This is a genomic window from Methylobacterium fujisawaense (genome assembly GCF_039619325.1).
Lineage (GTDB): Bacteria > Pseudomonadota > Alphaproteobacteria > Rhizobiales > Beijerinckiaceae > Methylobacterium > Methylobacterium fujisawaense.
Genome location: NZ_CP155000.1, coordinates 3,414,830 through 3,433,301, shown reverse-complemented (window position 1 = coordinate 3,433,301; position 18,472 = coordinate 3,414,830). Strand labels below are relative to the sequence as shown.

Here is an 18,472-nt window from a genome sequence, read left to right as displayed (position 1 = left end):
GATCGTTTCCGCGCCGCTCATCCCCTCGGCGGTGCCACCGTCAGCGCGGGTGGCGCGCGGCCGGGTCGCCGCGCCCGCGATGGCGGCCGCCCCGCCTCCGCGCCTCCGCCCTACGGCGCCTTCAGAACCGCCCGGCAGGCGTTGGGGAGCGCGGCCATGGTCATGGCGGGCTTGGGCTGCGGCGGCACCTTCGGGGGCTTCGGATGCAGCACCGCATCCGAGAACCAGTAGCTGAGGTCGTCGCAGCCGTCGCCCGGCGGCGGCGCGCCCTGCGGCTGGCAATCCTCCTGGCCGGCCGGACAGGCGAGCCGGATATGGTAGTGGTAATTGTGCCCGTACATCGGGCGCACCTTGGACATCCAGCGGCTGCCCGCGGCGTCGCGGCAGAGCGCCTTCTTGATCGCCGCGTTGACGAAGATGCGCTCCACCTCCGGCTGCTCGGCGGTGACCTTGATCAGTTGCAGGTGCGTCGGCGTCCAGACCTCCGGATCGATGTCGAGACGGTCGCGGCGGACCATGTCGGTGGCCGAGGTCTCCTCGCGCTCCGCCCGGCTCATGCGGTGGTCGGGCATCGGCGTCAGCCAGACATCGGCGTCGATGCCGATCTGGTGCGAGGCGTGGCCGGTGATCATCGGGCCGCCCCGGGGCTGGGCCATGTCGCCTACGAGGAGGCCGGGCCAGCCGACCCGGGCCGCCTTCTGCGACAGGCGCTCGATGAAATCGACGAGGTAGGGCGTGCCCCACATCCGGTTGCGGGACGGGCGCATGACCTGCCAGTTCGGACCGTCCAGCGGCAGCGCCTCACCCCCGGAGAAGCAGCCCTTGGCATAGAAGCCGTAGATGTGCGCCGGCCCGGAGGCCGCCTTGGTGACGCGCCCGAACAGCGCCTTGGCGGGCGTCGAGGGCGCGTCCGGATGCTCCAGGGGCGGCAGGGGCTTCGGATTGACGCTGCCGCGATCCTGGGCCTGCGCGGCGGCGGGCAGGAGCAGGGCGGCGAGCGCGAGGCTCGGGGCGAAACGCGGCATCGGCATGCGGGGGCTGTTCGTCCGGCTGGAGGGGGCGGGCGCGGGCGGCCCCCCCGAACCTCGCCCAGGGGCGGGGCGTTTTTCGGGCAGACAGCCCGCCGCGTCACGCGAAACGGTCGGGCGGATCCACCGCGACGACCCGGCGGCGCCCTAGCGGATGGGGCGGGTCACCGGTCCGCACCAGCCGGGCAGGTAGTCGGCGTCCTTGGATTTCGCCAGCGCCATCGCCCGCTCCAGGGCGGAGGAGAAGTCGCCCTCGATCCGCTTCTCCTTGATGTTCCGTCGCAGGAAGTCGGCCCACAGGAACTCGCTGAACGGGGTGGTATCCTTCGCGAAGCCGCCGGCCCGGCGCAGCTCGCCGGCGAGGCTGCGGTAGGGATCGTCCGCCAGGGCATCGACCGATTTCGGGATGTCCTTGAAGTGCTGGCGCACGCCCTCGGCATCGTAGGGATGCGCCCAGGATTTGTGGTCGCACACCGTCCAGAAAGCGTCCTTGTCGAGGTAGTGCAGGTCGGCCACCACGGTGACGAGCACGCTCTCGACCCCCTCCTCGTGCAGGGCGCGGGAGAGGTGGTGATGATCGATGATGTAATGGCGCTTCTTCGGCCCGAGCAGCGTCGGGATCATATGGGCGCCGAGGAACTCCTCTTTCTTCTCGCCGTCGTATTCCCGCCAGCGCCGCCGCTTCTCCGCCACTTCACGGTAGCCCACCGTCATCTGCGTCGGGCGCAGCTCGGCGATCGGGATTGTTCTGAGCAGCGGCTCTCGGGTGGCCATGGGATCTCCTGACTGCGGGATTTTGTCACGCGCACGTCACAAGCTATTCGGGACCGGCAGATCGGACAGGGCGCGACGCGCTCACGTTTCCGGCATCGCGCGCACGGCTTCGAGGACGAAGACCCGGATCGCCGAAGACAGGTTCTGTCCGTCGCGCCCGGCATCGATCGCCCCGATGAGGGCCTGGACGGACTGGCCCCGCGCCTCCGCGATCTCCCGCAGCGCCGCCCAGAACGGATCCTCCAGGGACACGCTGGTGCGGTGACCGGCGATCATCACGGAGTGCTTGGTGAGGCCGGCGCTCACGGGAGGCGGATCATGCGTTCGGGTCGGAATCCGGCTCGTGCCGCGCGAGGCGATGGCCCTCGTGGCGCTCGGTCTCGAGGGCCTTGCGCCGCTGCTGGAGGGTCTTGGCCTTCTTCGGCTGGCCGAAGGCGATCCGGTTGGCCTCGGCCTTCGTGTCGGCCTCGGCACGGGCCTTCGCCTTGCGGATCTGGCGCAGATTGATGATCTCGGCCACGGATCGCCTCCCGTAACCGGCGCGGGAGGCTCCGCGCCGGGACGTCACACAACAATCAGTCGGCGCTCGGCGCCAGCATCGTCTCCGGCCGGACCACGCGCTCGAACTCCGCCTCGGTGACGTAGCCGAGGCGCAGGGCCTCCTGCTTGAGGGTGGTGCCATTCTTGTGCGCGGTCTTGGCGATCTCGGCGGCCTTGTCGTAGCCGATCGAGGGGGCGAGCGCGGTCACCAGCATGAGCGAGCGGCTCATCAAGTCGGCGATCTTGTCCTCGTTGGCCTTGATGCCGACGACGCAATTGTCGGTGAAGCTCACCGCCGCGTCGGCGAGCAGCCGCACCGATTGCAGCACCGCGTTGGCGATCACCGGCTTGAAGACGTTGAGTTCGAAATTGCCCTGACTGCCGGCGAAGCTCACCGTCGTGCCGTTGCCGATCACCTGGGCGCAGACCATGGTCAGCGCCTCGCACTGGGTCGGGTTGACCTTGCCGGGCATGATCGAGGAGCCGGGCTCGTTCTCAGGGAGCGACAATTCGCCGAGGCCGGAGCGCGGGCCCGAGCCGAGGAAGCGGATGTCCTGGGCGATCTTGAACAGGCCGGCGGCGAGGGCCGCGAGCGCGCCCTGCGTGAACACCAGCGCGTCGTGGGTGGCCAGCGCCTCGAACTTGTTCTCGGCGGAGGTGAAGGGCAGCCCGGTCAGCTCCGCGACCTTGGCGGCGAAGCGGTCGGCGAATTCCGGATGGGCGTTGAGGCCGGTGCCGACCGCGGTGCCGCCCTGGGCGAGCGCCAGGACCCCCGGCAGGGTCGCGGCGACCCGCGAGCCGCCGAGCGCCACCTGGGCGGCGTAGCCGGAGAATTCCTGGCCCAGCGAGACCGGCGTCGCGTCCTGCAGGTGGGTGCGGCCGATCTTGACGATCGACGCGAACGCCTTGGCCTTGGCGTCCAGCGCGCCGTGCAGGTGGGAGAGCGCCGGCAGCAGGCGCCCCTGGATCTCCCGCGCCACCGCGATGTGCATGGCGGTGGGGAAGGTGTCGTTCGAGGACTGGCCGCGGTTGCAATGGTCGTTCGGGTGGACCGGCGACTTGCCGCCGCGCTGGCCGCCCAGCCGCTCGTTGGCGAGGCTCGCGATCACCTCGTTGGCGTTCATGTTCGACTGCGTGCCCGAGCCGGTCTGGTAGATGACCAGGGGGAACTCGTCGTCGTGGCGGCCCTCCACCACTTCGGCCGCCGAGGCCGCGATGGCGTCGGCGAGCGTCGCGTCGAGGGCGCCGAGATCCTTGTTCACCAGGGCGGCGGCCTGCTTCACCACCCCGAGGGCGTGGACGAGGGGCGCCGGCATCCGGTCGGTGCCGATCTTGAAGTTCTGGATCGAGCGCTGCGTCTGCGCGCCCCAGTAGCGATGCGCCGGAACCTCGATCGGCCCGAAGGTGTCGGACTCGGTGCGGGTGGCGGTCTCGGTGGGCGACATCGTGGCCTCTACGTCTGGTGCCGTGCGGTGCCTACTTAAATGAGGCGCGGGTGAATCGCGATGCCGGTTTTCCCGGCACCCCGACAAGAGCGAAGCTCTGTTCCCGCCGGACAAGGAGCCGATGAGCGCGACGATCGATCTGTCCGAACCCGCCGCCCGGTTCCGCTCCGTCGTGCCGCCGCCGCTGAAGGCGCCGCTCGGCCTGTTCGACTTCCTGCGGGCGGCCCGGAAGAATCCGATCACCACCTGGATGGACGCGCATTTCAAGCTGCCGGTGGTGGCGGCCGAGGGCGCGATGGGCCGGATCACCCTGGTGAGCGACCCGGCGCTGATCCGCTACCTGCTCATCGAGAATGCCGACGGCTACCGCAAGGACGACCTGCAGCGGCGTGTCCTCGCCCCGGGGCTCGGCAACGGTCTGCTCAGCGCCGAGGGCGACGAGTGGCGCCTCCAGCGCCGGACGCTGGCGCCGATCTTCAACGCCCGCACGGTCCAGGGCTTTTCGGAGGCGATGAACGCCGCCGGCGCCCGTCTCGGCCGCCGCCTCGTCCGCCGCGACGGCAAGCAGGTCGATGTGGCCCTTGAGATGACCCGCGTCACGCTCGACGTGCTGGAGCGGACGATCTTCACGCAAGGCCTGCCGAGCGATCCCGATGCCCTCGGCCGTGCGATCACGCGCTTCCTGGAAGCGGTCGGGCCGATCGACCCCCTCGACGTGTTCGGCGTGCCCGATTTCGTGCCGCGGATCGGCCGCCTGCGGGCCCGTCCGGCGGGCCGCTTCTTCGCCGAGGTGGTCGATGAGCTCATCGCCCGCCGCAAGGCGCTGATGGCGCGGGGGGAGGCGCCCCGGGACCTGCTGACCCTGCTGCTCGAAGCGCAGGATCCCGAGACCGGCAACGGGCTCTCGGATCTCGCCGTGAAGGCCAACATCGTCACCTTCATCGCCGCCGGGCACGAGACCACGGCCAATTCCCTGACCTGGACGCTCTACTGCCTGTCGCAGGATCCGGCCGCCCAGGCGCGGATCGAGGCCGAGGTCGATGCCGCCGGGCCGGGGGATTTTTCCGCGGAGCGTCTGCCGTTCACCCGGGCGGCGATCGAGGAGGCGATGCGCCTGTTCCCGCCGGTGCCGTTCCTCAGCCGTCAGGCGATCCGGGACGACCGGCTCGGCCGGATCAAGGTGCCGCGGGGCTCGCTGGTCATGGTGGCGCCCTGGGTGCTCCACCGCCATCGTCTGCTGTGGGAGGATCCGGAGGCCTTCGTGCCGGAGCGGTTCCTGCCCGAGAACCGCGACACGATTCCGCGCTTCGCCTATCTGCCGTTCGGGGCGGGGCCGCGGATCTGCATCGGCCAGAGCTTCTCGATTCAGGAGGCCGTGATCGTGCTGGCGCATGTGGTGCGGGCGGTGCGCTTCCGGCTGCCGGCGGATCATCCGCCGGTGACGCCGCTCCACCGGGTGACGCTGCGGCCGGAGCACGGCTTGCGCATGGACGCGGTGGCGCGGGGCTAGGCCGGGCCCGGTCACCGTGCCGCGATGCAGCAGGACGGCCGGAGGGGACGGGCGACCGGATCTGATCGACGGTCTCGAGGGTCGCGGATCGCCTGGCGATCGGGCGCGGGCTCCCCGCAGCCGCCGACAGCATCGACGGCGCGACCGTGTCGTCTCCCGTACGACGTCCCGGCCGTCGATCCGGCCCGGGAGACGCTCAGCTCTTCTTGCGGAAGGCGTCCAGGCTCACGACCTCGGCACTGCCCTCCTCGCCCTCCTTCTTGGCGGCGGGGCGGGGGGCCTTGTCGTCGGACTTGCCGGCGGCTTTCTCGCCCTGAGCGGCGGGAGCGGGCAGCCCCTTCGGCGCACCGGAGCCGATCGTGGCGAGACCGGCGCTCTTGGGCCGCACCTCGCCGGGTTCCGAACCGGCCCCGCGCGGGCCGGGCTTGGCCGGGGCGGCGTTCGCCTCCTCGGGAGTCTCGCCGGCTTCGCTGAGATCGAACTTCAGGCCGAACTGCACGGAGGGATCGAAGAAGCCCGACAGGGCGTCGAACGGCACCAGCAGCCGCTCCGGCACCCCCGAGAAGGACAGGCCGACTTCGAAGGCGTGCTCGGTGACGTTGAGGTCCCAGAACTGGTGCTGCAGGACGATCGTCATGTCCTGCGGGTACTTCTCGCGCAGGGCCTGCGAGATCCGCACGCCGGGCGCTTCCGTCCGGAACGAGACGTAGAAGTGATGCTCGCCCATCAGGCCCTCGCGGGCCGCGTCGGTCAGCACCTTGCGGACCACGCCGCGCAGGGCGTCCTGTACCAGTAGATCGTAGCGGATGAGGTCGTCTGCCATCTGCGGTTGCGCTCTCGCCCGGTCTGCCCGGCGCCCCGCCGCGGATGGCTGGACCGAGGATTGGAAGTGGAGGCTTCTGTTGCCAGGTGCCTCCGAACCCCGCCTATGCGGTGCTACCCGCTAGGACTTTAGGTCGGTATTGGGGACCGCTTACGCGGCCACCGCCACCGGAGCAAAGTTGTCGTTGGCAACTATTGCAAAGGCCCGATAACGGCGGAACCATGCCGAGCGAAAGTCCAACCTTTACGCCCTCGTCGATCCTATTTCGCCCCCGCCAAAGCCCAGGCTGAGATCACGCGCCTTGCGGCAGCATGTCCTGGGCTCGGGTGGAGGCGCCGGGTACCGCCCCCGGGTCCGATAGGTTTATTGCGAAGAACGTTTATCGCCATAGCCGGCCTCGCGACCGGCTCCCAAGATATAGAGGGGATCGGTCCGGTTTTGAAGCCCGATCGTGTCGCGCCGCCGTCTCATTTGGAGCCTCCGGGTGAGGCTGTTGCCGGAAGCGCGCAGTCGTCTTCCGGCGCGGCGGCCGACGCCCCTCGTCCCGGCATCTGGTCGGCGACCTGGCATCTCGGCGGGCTGGTCGCGCTCGTCGTCTTCTATCTCGGCGCCGCGAGCCTGCTCGCGCTGGCGGTCGTGCGCGTCGGGTTCGATCTGTGGAGCGGGATCGATCCGTTCCTGCCGCCGGAGCGGCGCCCGTTCCTCGGTGCGGTGGAGCTGACCCACCGTGCCTTCGCCACGGACGTCCTGCGTCAGGTGTTCCTCGCCGTTCTGGTGGTGGGTGCGGCCTGGTGGCGCGACCGGACCGGCTGGCGCCGCCGCCTCGCCCTCGACCGCGAGCGCCCGAACGGGATGCGGCCCGTCGCCCTGCTGGGGCTCCTCCTCGTCTGGCCGGTTCTGCACATCGCCTGGGTCACCGGCACCGCGGAACTGTTCGGTGCCAGCTTCGGCCAGCACGTGCGGCTGTCCCCGTTCATGAGCCAGGCCGCGGTGGCGGCGTGGCTCGCCTATCTGGCGATCCTGGCGCCCGTGGCCGAGGAGCTGCTGCTGCGCGGCGAGGCTTTCGCCCGTGCCCGGGCGGTGCTGGGGCCGGCGGGGGCGATCCTGGTCACGGCGGTCATCTTCGCCGCCGCCCACATCTCCTCCTGGGGGCTCGCCCGGCCGGTCTCCCTGCTGCCGCTCGCCCTGGCGCTCGGCTGGCTGCGCTGGCGGACCGGCCGGCTCTGGCCCGGGATCGCCCTGCACGGCTGGTCGAACCTCGCCCTCGTGACCTACCTGCTCTGGCCGGCCTGACCGCCAGCTGGTGACGGCGGTGGACAGATGTCGGCGGCGCGCTTGCCCGCCGTCGCGTCGGCGCGCAGGAATGACCGATGGACGCTTATCAGGACCTGCTCCGGCGCATCCTCGACGAGGGCGTGGCCAAGGACGACCGCACCGGCACCGGCACGCTCTCGGTGTTCGGCCACCAGATGCGCTTCGACCTGTCGGCCGGCTTCCCGCTGGTCACCACGAAGCGGCTGCACCTGCGCTCGATCATCCACGAGCTGCTCTGGTTCCTGACGGGCGATACCAACGTGGCCGCGCTCCAAGCCAACGGCGTGACGATCTGGGACGAGTGGGCCGACGCGCACGGCGATCTCGGGCCGGTCTACGGCAAGCAGTGGCGCTCCTGGGAGAAGCCCGGCGGCGGCACCGTCGACCAGATCGCCTGGGTGCTCGACGAGATCCGGCGCAACCCCGATTCCCGCCGCCTGATCGTCTCGGCCTGGAACCCGGCCGACCTCGACCGGATGGCGCTCGCCCCCTGCCACTGCCTGTTCCAGTTCTACGTGAGCGAGGGGCGGCTCTCCTGCCAGCTCTACCAGCGCTCGGCGGACGCCTTCCTGGGCGTGACCTTCTTTGCCCACGGAAACCCGTGCTATGCGTGATTGATCGATTTGCCAGATAAGAGATTTTTGGCTTGGCGAGTGCGATAGCGCTATCGCTTATCGTCCCGATGAAACGCACAGGCGGTGTTCGACGAAGGCGGCGAGCTCCCGCGGATGACATCCATATTGACGGCGAAGCCTGACTGCGCGTTTCGTTAAGACTGGCCCACCCTTAGGAGAAAGCCGGCAAGCTGGATGCGGCATCGGCCGCGGCGTCGAAGCTGCAGAAATGAGCTTTCGCGATGGTGCCCGGCCAGAGTGCGTATCGTACCATCGTTTCAGTCCGGGACGCCCGGTGTTGGGGCGGCACGCCGGTGCGAAGCTCAGCTGGATGTCGCACGAGCGCTGCCTCGAACTATCGGGCGGGGATCCAACGAGGTGTCCGCGGTGCCTGTGCACGTGACCAGCATGCACCAACGCGATGGATCAAAAAAATGTAGTGTGGCCGACTGTGGCGGCTGGTTTTGGAAGGGCCTTCAACCGTTGCCTAGGGTATGCTCGCAGTACGGCACGGCTAGAGCCACCAGCGCGGGGAGCTCTGATGTAGAGGCCTAATTTGTGCGACAATCTGACGCAAGTGGGTCAAGCAGGTGTCCCGACGGAGCCGCCGATGAATGATCAAGAGCAAGCCTATCTGGATCTCCTCGCCCACGTTATGGCTCATGGGGTTGAGCGAGGCGACCGGACCGGAACAGGCACACGCTCCATCTTCGGGGCGCAACTACGCTTTGATCTGAGACGTGGCTTCCCGCTGATCACGACCAAGCGGGTGTTCTTCAAGGGGATCGCCGTCGAGCTCCTCTGGCTCCTCAAGGGCGATACGAACACGCGGTTCCTCAAGGAACATGGGGTTGGCATCTGGGATCAATGGGCGACCGAGGATGGTGATCTCGGGCCTATCTACGGGGCTCAGTGGCGGACATGGCGGACGCCAGATGGCAACGTCATCGATCAGATCGCGGAGGTCGTCCAGCAAATCCGGGAGCGACCCGAGAGCCGTCGACACCTCGTGACGGCTTGGAACCCCGCCGTGCTGCCAGACGAACGAATCGGACCGCAGCAGAATGTCGAGGCCGGGCATGCGGCCCTGGCATCCTGCCATGCGATGTTCCAGTTCTACGTCGCGGGCGGACGCCTGAGCTGTGCATTATTCCAGCGATCGTCGGATCTCGCGGTTGGTGGGCCGTTTAACATTGCACAATATTCCTTGCTAACGCATCTCATCGCTGATCAATGTGATTTGGGCGTTGCCGACTTTATCTGGATGATCGGTGATGCACACATATATCTGAACCAGTTCGGCGCGGTAAAAGAGCAGCTTTCACGTCAGCCTACGCATTTTCCCACATTACGCTTGCGGCGGAAGCCTGATACGGTGTTCGACTACAGCCTGAACGATTTCGTTCTGGAAGGCTATAATCCTGCAGCGTCTATCAAGATACCGGTGGCGGTATGAGGTTCGTTCCAGGGCCGAGAAAGGATTGGCGTTCAATCGAGCGTCAGTTGGCGACCTTCCTAGAGGATAGATTTGTCCAGAAATCGCTGCCGGTGTCATGGCGGCCCGACGGTACGCCGACTGTCTCGCGTGCGATGGTGCGGGATCAGCTCGGGTTGTCGCACGGAGTGCTTCACGGCCGCGCTGAGCTTCGGGCGCTCCTGGAAAGCTATGATCGTCAGATCGATCCTGCCGTTTACACCCGCGGCCTAAAATATGCGTTGTCCGAGGATCTGCGGTCCGGCCTTATGGCTCGAGCGCGAGAGGGTGCATTGCCGACGCTGCCAGGACGGCCTCACCGCATCGATCGGGCGGCGATCGCGCGTGAGCTTCGTTGGCGTATGGGAGCTTGTAACAGCCCGGGGGTGAGTGACTTCCTGAGCGGGCTCGAGGCAGAGCTCACGGTCCGCCTTGATGAGCGTGGCCTATGCCCATATGTTCATCGACATAAGAGAAGGTTCGATTTCCGCGGGTTCGCAGACCGCTTCGGGGCCGATTTCGTACAACGTCTCGCGGCGGGGTTCGCGCAGACCGCGGAAATTTTTGCGAATGCGAAGCAACGTTATAACATTTGCACGAACGTGCTCGAAGAACTCTCTGCCGACGATGAAATCGTCGGCCAGGTGCGTGCTGGAAAGCTCGAGGCGCGCGCGTTGGAGGCGGCGCTGTGGCGGTGGCGCGACAAGATCGTTGCGGACACGTCCAAAGCGCCGAACGGGGTGGCTGGCCGGATACACGTTGCCAATTCAGTGCTGCACGACTTGGCCGCACTTCAGATCGTTCCCCCTGTCGCGCGCCTGACCAAACCGAGGAACTACCGGAAGAACATCAAGCATCGCCCAACTCTCGTTGAGCCACCGCTCGCGCAGCAGGCGGGGCCGCGCAGCAATGCTGAGCTGATTAAGTCGGAAGAAGAAGACTTCAAGGCCGCGCTTGAACTGGAGGAGGTGAAACAGGGAGGGCTCTTGGAAGGTCGCATCGAGGTCCTTCGACAGTTGAATGAGCGCCGCTTGGATGCGGTCCGAAAAATTGCCGAAGATGTTCTCTTGGATGCGCTGGCGCACTGGGAGCGAGGTCAGCAGCTTATGAATGAATGCCAGTGCTCCGGTGCCCAAATCGATGACGCCATTCGCGGACTTAGTAAGATACTTAGAGAGCGCGCCCAAGGAGTGAGCTCTATATTTCCGCGAAGTCAACCCGATCTTGCGCTGGGAAAGTTTCTCACATTTCTAGCTTATCGATGGGGCGCTATGATCCCTAGCGTTCCTCAGGATGAGCTAGGACAGTTCTATCAGGGGCAGTACAATCGATATGGAGGGTACGATGTAATCCAAGGGTATCTGTCTGCTGGGAGGCAGGCCGTCGCGGCGGCGCTAACGGTTTTCATGTGCGATACCGGGGCTAACCTTGGAACCGCGATGGCGATGACCAAAGGTAGTATTCGAAAGTCCGCGATCAAGGGGTATGTTCAGTACTTTGGATCAAAGGACCGCGCGGCTGGCAAAATTGTCTATTGCGATCTCCCGCGGCAAGCTGATCAAGCGAGAGGTCAGCGCATATCTACGCCGGAAGCGATTGATATTGTGCTGCGAATGACGCGACCTCTACGGTCCGGTCCAGAAATGAAAGACGACAAAATCTTCATCATGAGGAGGCGGAAAAATCGTGTCGGGCCAATAAATCAGCAAATGGCGACGCTTCTGTACAAGAACATGGTATGTGCTGCCAGATTGGCGCCGTCAACACCAAGTATGATTAGGACTTCTGTGCTTCTGAAAGAGTCTCTGAGCCATCAAGGTGGGACAGCTCGTGCGAAGCTGATCGCGGACCATGGCTCGCATACTGTGACTGCAGGGTATACACAAAGATATCCGGTTCGGTTGCTTCACGAGTACAAAATCAGGACTTTTCAAAAGCAATTCCAGGCAGTCTTGATCGAGGATATTCCTGGCGCTGCGGCAAAATTGGGTATCGATCCGGAAACGGCGCGCAGCCTTCTTGTCGAAGCGAACCGCAACGGCCTCGGCACCTCGTGCATCGACCGCCATATGCCGGGGCGGCGAGCCAACGCGGCAGGGGAGTGCACCGAGGCTGAGAGTTGCATCGGCTGCTCGCACATGATCGTCGTGGCTCATGCCGAAACGGTGGCGGACCTGCTGCAGTGGAAGGCGGTCCTAGTCGCGGTACAGGAAGACTGGAAGCAGAGGCGGCCGGAGAGGTGGAACGCGGTTTGGGCTCCCTCACTCGCGTTTGCAATCGTGGTCCTCAGTGGGCTCGAGCGTGGTCCTCACGCGCGTGTCTTGGTTGAGGCCGAACAGATTGTTGCGCGACGCAAGTTCCAGAAGCAGCATGAGCCCGCGCCGTGGTGAGCTCAGGAAATTCCGCCCAGCCCCTGCACGAGCGGTTGCGACCTGCAGACGTTGCTGACCTGAAATCGTTTCGGGCCTCTTGGCTGCTCTCGGACTACCGCGCCGACGAGTGGGTCGTCACAGACGCCTCCGGACGACGCGTAACCATCGACTTTGCGTGCCCGTTCGCGGACGGTACGACGCTGACCGATCCCGAGAACCGCGACGTACTCGCGACTGTCAAGGCTTACGCTCGCGAGGTCAGGCAAGGCCCGTACGAGTGCACGAGCCATGCATCGGTCCAAGCGCAGCTCGTTCACAGCCTGATGTACACGCTTGGTTGGATGCGGAGAAATCACATCCGGCGCTTCTCGCAACTCAAGACGTCGGACATCCGGATCTTCCTGAGGGATGCTCCCTACGGGATTGAGGCGGTCACTGACGCGGCCAATCGCCTGGGCGGTTTTCTCCAGACCATCGACGAAGACACCGTCCGCCTGCTGACGCGCAAGACGGGCTACGCCAAGCGAACCTTCGACGTTTCCGCGCTCCTCAAGGCAGCCGGGATAACCCCCGCCGTCCAGAAGGAGGGTCGGATCGCTTGGGTCATCGCTCGGCAAAGCCAGAGGCTCGGCTTGCGAGTGCCAGTGAGCCGACGTCGCTTCTTGAACGAAGGGCTGCCGGAGCGGGAGGTTCTGAAGGCAGAAGCGATGCGTCGCATCCTTCGGCCGCTTGAAGACATCTACCGCATGCGAAGACGCATCGAAGGCGATACGATCACGTTCTTGCCTTTTAAGGACGGTGCCTCGGCAACAGCGCACCGGCTCGGCGATATTGTCGGCCGGACGCCGACGGTTCCCGCCCAGCAAGCCTTGCACCTCATCGATCAGTCCATCCGTTGGGTCGTCGACATCTCCGATGAGGTTTTGAAGGCGAGACAGCGCGCTTACCGCGGGGGCAAGCTCGTCGGGGTGCCGAACCTGCCAGATATCTCCTTGAACGACGCTCTCCGCTTCGTTGGGATCGCGGCGTACGTTGTCATTTTCGCTTTCACGGCTCGGCGCCGGGTCGAGGTGATCACGCTTGAAGCTGGAGCGGTCTCCGAGGACGCGGAAGGCCTCTGGCTCACGAGCTACATCGCGAAAACGCTGCAGGAAGTTGGGCGAACACCCTGTCCAGAGATCGTCCGGGCTGCCGTCGACAGACTGGAGCGCCTGAACACGACCCCGTTGCAGCCGTCTGAGCGTCGCATCCTCGATCGCTTTTGTGGCGCAAAACCTGGAACAAGCTATCGGATCAACCTCGAGGCGCTCGACGACTTCGCGACGTATGCGAAGGTCCCGCTGCTGCCAGATGGTTCTAAGTGGCATTTTACGCCACATCAGTTCCGTCGGTTCTTCGCTCTTGTCTATTTCTGGCAGTGGAGCCTCGGAGACCTCCCTTCGCTGGCGCATCACCTTCGGCACACGAACCTCGACATGACGGAGCGCTATCTCCGAGAGGCGGAAGCCGGCGCAATCATGGCCGATACCGGCCGCTACTTCACCCATGAAGTCCTGACGGACGTCGTCATGCGTGGGCGCACCTTGCAGGGGCAAGCGGGCGATCGCATCGCCGATCTCGCGCGCAAGATCGTCCTCCTCGACCGCGAGCGCATCAGTGGTCGGATCGAGCGGCTTATCCAGCGCACCGGCGTCATCTTCAAGCCGACGCCCTACGCCTTCTGTGCCTGCCCGACGGACCGGGAAACCTCATCGGCAGCCTGCCGCGCGGAGCCCGGGGTCGGGCCTGACACAGCTGGGATCACGGCCGATGCCTGCTCCGGGTGCCCCTTCGCCGCGATCGGGTCGGAACATGCGGCCCTGCTCAGGCGGGAATTGACCACGAACGCAGAGATCATCGCGGACCAGCGTGTTCCCGCGATCATTCGCGAAGCGGCCGCAGAACGCAACCGCTCGCTCGAACGGCTGGTAGGCAGCGATTGACTATGGCCAGCAACGTGAACCGAACCCGCGAAAAGCTCGCGTGTAAGATCGCAGTGCTTCGCCGATGGGCGCTGGAGGGCATGCCTCCGGAGCAGCGGGACAGGGCGCCAAAGAGCATACGGCAACTCGCGTCGTGGACAGATGCCGGGCTCGGGCTGGAAGCGATCGGATCCCCGAATGCGGTGTCAACGAAGGGTCCTCACGGCGAGCTCGTGAAGGAAGCGCTCGATTACCTCGGCCGACTGCGCGTGGTGGAACGCAGGGCCGAGAAGAAGGGTGAGCGGCTCGCCCGGCTGGATGCGGAACTCGCGGAGGCGCGCGAACGGATGGGGAAGCTTGCCGGAGCCTGGCACATGGCCAGGGAGCGCGCGTCCGAACTGGAGGACGACTGCGCATCCCAAGCCGCCCGGATCGGGGAGCTCGAGGCGGAGAATGCCCGTCTCAAGCGGCTGCTTGCCGACGTCGTTCCCCTGAGACGGAAGGAGTGATGGCGTGAGCGAAAACAGGTCGAAGCGCGAACTGGGCCAGTGCAACGCCGAGCGGCTCGAGGCCTACCTCGAGGCCGCAAGCCGATCAAACGCGATCCCGATGGCGAACGGACGTCCCAATCGAAGCAAGATTGCCGAAGCTCTCGGTTTTTCGAGGAGCGTCTTCCAACAAAATCCTGCCGTGGCAGCGATCATGGAGCGGTTCGAGCAGGGCGATCGACCGGATGTCGCCGAAGTTCGGAAACCAGGCCGCCGTGATCCAAGAGAAGTCGAGAAGGACAGGCGTATCGAACAGCTCGAGCAGCGCTTGGCGTCGGTCCAGGCCGAGAACCGTGACCTGAAGGACCGCCTTCGGCAGAGCAAGTGGCTGCTGGACGAGCTTCCTACGACGGGACGCCTCCCATGGTGACGGTTCAGGTGCGCCACCTCCGATACGAGGGCATCGGGGGGACCATCCTTGTGGGGGATGCACTTTCCGCCGACGGTGCTGCTTCCGGTGAACAGGTCGTGTGTGCTGTGCCCTACGGGGTCAACGACGAGGTCGGACAAATCCAACCTGGCAATATCTACGACGTTGAAGGTGCAGAGGTCACCTACAAGGATGAAAGACAGGTCAAAGTTAAACGCCTGATTGCCCGCCGGCCGTTTGGGGCAAATCTTGTGACGGCACTGGTCCGCAATCCCGCCTTCAAAGGTGTCGGCTCTGTGGCTGCACAGCGGCTCTGGGACCGATTCGGGGGCGAATTGTATCGGCTTCTCGCGGAAGGAGACGTCGCGAGGCTCGAGGTCGAGGGCGACCTCTCTCGGTCGCGCGCCGAGGTCTTGGTTTCGGCCTGGGCGCAGTTCGATGTTGGCGACGTCATCCGCTGGCTCGACGAGCGGCAGATTCCAGCGCGCCTTGGATCGAAGGTCATCAGCTTCTTCGGTCGGAGCGCCATACGGGCGCTCGAGGCAGATCCCTACAGGCTGCTCGCGTTCTCACAATCTTGGAACATCGTCGACAACCTTGCGGTCGGGCGAATGCGCATCGATCGGGCCGATCCACGTCGGCTGCACGCGGCCACCATCGAAGCGCTTTATCGCCGCTATGAGGCGAAGGATACCGCGGCCACTGCCGACGATCTTCTGGGGGAGGTCGCCGACCTCCTGGGATCACAAGAGCTTGGCCGACGCGCATTGCGCAGCGTCTACGCCGCCGGCGGGTTCGTCCAGACCGGTGATCTGTTCCAGACGCGCGGCGCCAGGATCATGGAGGCTGCCATCGCTGAGGCCGTTAGGCGGCGCATTCCTGAATGCCAGGGCGTCGCCGTACCAGGTGCGTCGGGGAGCCTCGCAGAAAAACTCTCAGTCGAACAGCGCGAGGCCGTCGACATGGCCTATGGGGCCGCGCTGTCGGTTATCACAGGCGGTGCTGGCACCGGCAAAACGGCGACGCTCCGGGTGCTCCACGCCTTGATCGAGCGGGATGGTGGCAAGGTCCTGCAAATGGCCCTATCCGCGCGGGCTGCGCGCCGCATGCAGGAGGCGACCGGCCGACCGGCGATGACGATTGCCGGCTACTTCCAGAACGTCGCGCCGGATGATCACGCGGATGCCACCCACCTCATCGTCGACGAAGCATCGATGCTCGACGTTCCGACGAGCTACCGCCTGTTCCAGCGCCTTCCCGAACAGGTTCGCCTCGTCTTGGTCGGCGATCCTCACCAGCTTCCCCCGATCGGCCCCGGCTTGGTCTTCCACATCCTCGCCGAACATGCAGCCATCCCGGCAGTTCATCTCACGCGGATCTTCAGGCAATCGGAGCAATCTGGCATTCCGGTCACCAGTCGCGCCATCCGCTCTGGCACCTGGCCGGACCTCCCCCAATTTGACGGATTGGGGCCTGGAGCCAGTGTCCTGCCATGTAGCCCGAAACACATCGCCCAGATTGTCGCTGACATCCATGCGGCGCTCGGAGGAAATGACCCCACCGCCGACGTGCAGGTCCTCTGCGCGACGAGGGCAGACCGTCCATGGGGGACGTTCGGCCTCAACCAGCACCTACATCGAAAATATTGTTCGCACGCGCAACCGGTGTTCAGCACCGAAGAGGGGCGGTTGATCAACACGGGATTTTGCGTCGGCGACCGGGTCATCTGCACGCGGAATGATTGGGATCGCGGTCTTCTGAATGGAATGCTCGGCCGGATCGTCGCTGTCGAAGGTGACGAGCCGGCGGACGGCCAAGCAGCCTGCTGCATCGCGGACTTCGACGATCGACGCGTTCCGCTGTTCGCCGCAGACCTCCACCATCTCGACCACGCTTATGCCATCACCGTCCACAAGGCCCAAGGCAGCGAGTTCGGTCGCGTTGTCGTACCCGTCATGCCATCGCGCATCCTGGACCGGACGATGATCTACACGGCCGCGACGAGGGGCATCGAACAGGTGGTGTTCGTGGGTGACTTACGCGCCGCAACTGTCGCCACAGCCGCACAGCCCCGCGCGTTCGGACGTCGCATAGGCCTCCGGCATCTGCTTCGACAGAAGGCGTTACCATGATTCTCTTGAGCGACGGGCGATGCTGGATCGCCAACAAAGCCTATCCAGCTCTCCCCTTGGTCCTCGACCGACGTGGAGAGGTCATCGAACCAATCTCCGACTACCTGCGCGTACTTGCGGTCCATCGTGGAAAGGCCCCGTCAAGCGTCTACGAGTACGCCAAGAAACTCCGTTCTTGGTGGTATTATCTCTCTTCCAGAAAGGTGGATTGGAAGGTCGCGAGTGACTACCTGTTGATCGCATTTCGAAACGATCTACTCGCCAGAGGTACCTCGAAGCAGGTCGCAAACGATTATATCGGGCAAATCTTCGGCTTCTACGTATGGGCGCAAGAGCGGGGCTTGATCCAAGCCCTGGTCGCACCGGCTGAACCCCTGCAAGGATGCCGTTATAGGATCTCGTCGAGCTCCTCCCGAGACCGCCGCGGCGTCGTGCGGCTCAAATCTACACTCCTATTCAAGACTGTTCGAAAGCCGTTCCGACACACGCCAACGGACACAGAGATAACCCGCCTTCATCAGGTGAGTGCTGGGTTCCGGCATGCGGTCCGCAACACACTGATCATGTCCTGGGCCGAATTCGCGGGCTTGCGGCGTGCGGAAGTTCTGTCTCTGGTTGTATCCATGATCCCCTCTTGGGACCAGATCGATCGGCATGAGGCGGAGGAAAAGACTTTCACACTTTCCGTCACGGGCAAGGGTCGAAAGACCAGAAAGATTGCAGTGCCACCATCGCTGATGGCGCTAACACGGGATTATATTGAGCTAGATCGCCGCAAGCTGCTAGCAAAATGTCATGAGAGATTTGGCGGCCGAGCTCCGGACGCGATATTTTTGACCGAGCGAGGAGCCGCACTGGCCGAAGGCTCTCTGAGCAACCTCTGGACATGTACGTTCCGGCGTGCCGGCGTCCGAGACGCGTCCGGGCATCGCTTGCGGGCGGTCTTCTTGACGCGTCTGGTCGAGGCCTTCAGCAGGTCCGACGCGACGCGTGCCGATCACATCGACAGCCAGAGTATCCTACTCCGAGCCGCGGAGGCCGCTGGGCATAATCATCCAAGCAGTCTGCAACCATACCTGCATTCCGCCATGAAGAACAGGATTGCCACTGAAAAAGGCGAGTACAAGCGAGCATTGGAACAAGATATCGCACTTCTGGAGCGACGCCGCGACGTTCTGAAGGCCGAATTTTCCAGGAAAAATCTGTCACGTGAGAAAACACGATAGTTGGAGCGGCATAGGGCACACTCGGATCTCGCGACTGAGGAGGGCCATTCGGCCGCTAGTCACACTTCAAGATGCGTTTACGTCAGCCGATCCCTCGGCGAGACGGGCGGTGGCGCGCTCGCGAATGAGCTGCGGGAGAGGTTTGTTCGCGCCTTCGCGAGAGGACGTCGAGTAGCGGACTCCGAGGTAGGAGGTACGCAATGTGGCGTGGACTAAAGAGTGATCGCCCTGGATCTCAGCGGGCCCGGGCGCGCCGAGTTGCAGCGCGTGCCGCGGCGGCACTGGACCGGTCACGCGCTTGCGTACCATTCTGGCTGCTACAGAGCCGGGATCGAGGAGCC

General features: G+C 65.0%; 15 protein-coding genes, 1 other RNA gene and 1 pseudogene. 10 read left to right on the top strand and 7 right to left on the bottom strand.

Going from position 1 to position 18,472, the window contains the following annotated elements; translation table 11 throughout:
* Positions 1-110: 110 nt before the first annotated feature.
* From mepA to fumC, 5 genes are all read right to left on the bottom strand, one after another.
* On the bottom strand, positions 111-1,031 hold the full coding sequence (gene mepA / locus ABC766_RS16320; protein ID WP_345819000.1) for a penicillin-insensitive murein endopeptidase: 921 nt from the start codon (positions 1,029-1,031) through the stop codon (positions 111-113).
* 144 nt (positions 1,032-1,175) lie between these two features.
* Positions 1,176-1,802, bottom strand: coding sequence for a ParB-like protein (locus ABC766_RS16315; protein WP_043351110.1), 627 nt, complete (start codon positions 1,800-1,802; stop codon positions 1,176-1,178).
* 81 nt (positions 1,803-1,883) lie between these two features.
* Positions 1,884-2,108: a ribbon-helix-helix domain-containing protein gene (locus ABC766_RS16310; protein WP_043351112.1), complete on the bottom strand. Its 225-nt coding sequence runs from the start codon at positions 2,106-2,108 to the stop codon at positions 1,884-1,886.
* 10 nt (positions 2,109-2,118) lie between these two features.
* Positions 2,119-2,322: a DUF4169 family protein gene (locus ABC766_RS16305; protein ID WP_043351113.1), complete on the bottom strand. Its 204-nt coding sequence runs from the start codon at positions 2,320-2,322 to the stop codon at positions 2,119-2,121.
* A gap of 55 nt (positions 2,323-2,377) precedes the next feature.
* On the bottom strand, positions 2,378-3,787 hold the full coding sequence (gene fumC, locus ABC766_RS16300) for a class II fumarate hydratase (protein ID WP_043351115.1): 1,410 nt from the start codon (positions 3,785-3,787) through the stop codon (positions 2,378-2,380).
* A 121-nt stretch (positions 3,788-3,908) separates the two neighbouring features.
* Between fumC and ABC766_RS16295 the strand changes: the two genes are divergently transcribed.
* Positions 3,909-5,297, top strand: a complete 1,389-nt coding sequence (locus ABC766_RS16295) for a cytochrome P450 (protein WP_345818995.1) — start codon at positions 3,909-3,911, stop codon at positions 5,295-5,297.
* Positions 5,298-5,493: 196 nt separating this feature from the next.
* Here the strand turns inward: ABC766_RS16295 and ABC766_RS16290 are convergent, their stop codons facing one another.
* Entirely contained in the window at positions 5,494-6,120 is a 627-nt protein-coding gene (locus tag ABC766_RS16290; RefSeq protein ID WP_043379326.1) for an SspB family protein, read from the bottom strand.
* Between the two features lie 65 nt (positions 6,121-6,185).
* Positions 6,186-6,567: a transfer-messenger RNA gene (gene ssrA / locus ABC766_RS16285) on the bottom strand.
* On the opposite strand from ssrA, the gene ABC766_RS16280 reads away from it, so the two are divergent.
* The 9 genes and pseudogenes from ABC766_RS16280 (at position 6,559) to ABC766_RS16240 (ending at position 18,131) form a co-directional block, all read left to right on the top strand.
* Positions 6,559-7,413, top strand: a complete 855-nt coding sequence (locus ABC766_RS16280; protein ID WP_345818992.1) for a type II CAAX endopeptidase family protein — start codon at positions 6,559-6,561, stop codon at positions 7,411-7,413. The two genes, ssrA and ABC766_RS16280, sit on opposite strands and share 9 nt — an antisense overlap.
* Before the next feature lie 77 nt (positions 7,414-7,490).
* A pseudogene (gene thyA / locus ABC766_RS16275) lies at positions 7,491-8,018 on the top strand (thymidylate synthase); the annotation flags it as partial.
* A 640-nt stretch (positions 8,019-8,658) separates the two neighbouring features.
* A complete protein-coding gene (locus ABC766_RS16270) occupies positions 8,659-9,504 on the top strand; it encodes a thymidylate synthase (protein WP_345818990.1) in 846 nt (281 codons plus the stop codon).
* Positions 9,505-9,908: 404 nt separating this feature from the next.
* Positions 9,909-11,912, top strand: a complete 2,004-nt coding sequence (locus ABC766_RS16265; protein ID WP_345818988.1) for a hypothetical protein — start codon at positions 9,909-9,911, stop codon at positions 11,910-11,912.
* Positions 11,906-13,876, top strand: coding sequence for a hypothetical protein (locus tag ABC766_RS16260; protein WP_345818986.1), 1,971 nt, complete (start codon positions 11,906-11,908; stop codon positions 13,874-13,876). Before ABC766_RS16265 ends, ABC766_RS16260 begins: the two co-directional genes overlap by 7 nt.
* 2 nt (positions 13,877-13,878) lie before the next feature.
* Positions 13,879-14,364: a hypothetical protein gene (locus tag ABC766_RS16255; RefSeq protein WP_345818985.1), complete on the top strand. Its 486-nt coding sequence runs from the start codon at positions 13,879-13,881 to the stop codon at positions 14,362-14,364.
* 4 nt (positions 14,365-14,368) lie between these two features.
* Positions 14,369-14,773, top strand: coding sequence for a hypothetical protein (locus ABC766_RS16250; RefSeq protein WP_345818982.1), 405 nt, complete (start codon positions 14,369-14,371; stop codon positions 14,771-14,773).
* A complete protein-coding gene (locus ABC766_RS16245) occupies positions 14,767-16,905 on the top strand; it encodes an AAA family ATPase (RefSeq protein WP_345818981.1) in 2,139 nt (712 codons plus the stop codon). The genes ABC766_RS16250 and ABC766_RS16245 overlap by 7 nt, the downstream gene beginning before the upstream one ends.
* Complete coding sequence (locus ABC766_RS16240; RefSeq protein WP_345818979.1) at positions 16,902-18,131, top strand: tyrosine-type recombinase/integrase; 1,230 nt, start codon at positions 16,902-16,904, stop codon at positions 18,129-18,131. Before ABC766_RS16245 ends, ABC766_RS16240 begins: the two co-directional genes overlap by 4 nt.
* Positions 18,132-18,472 lie beyond the last annotated feature (341 nt).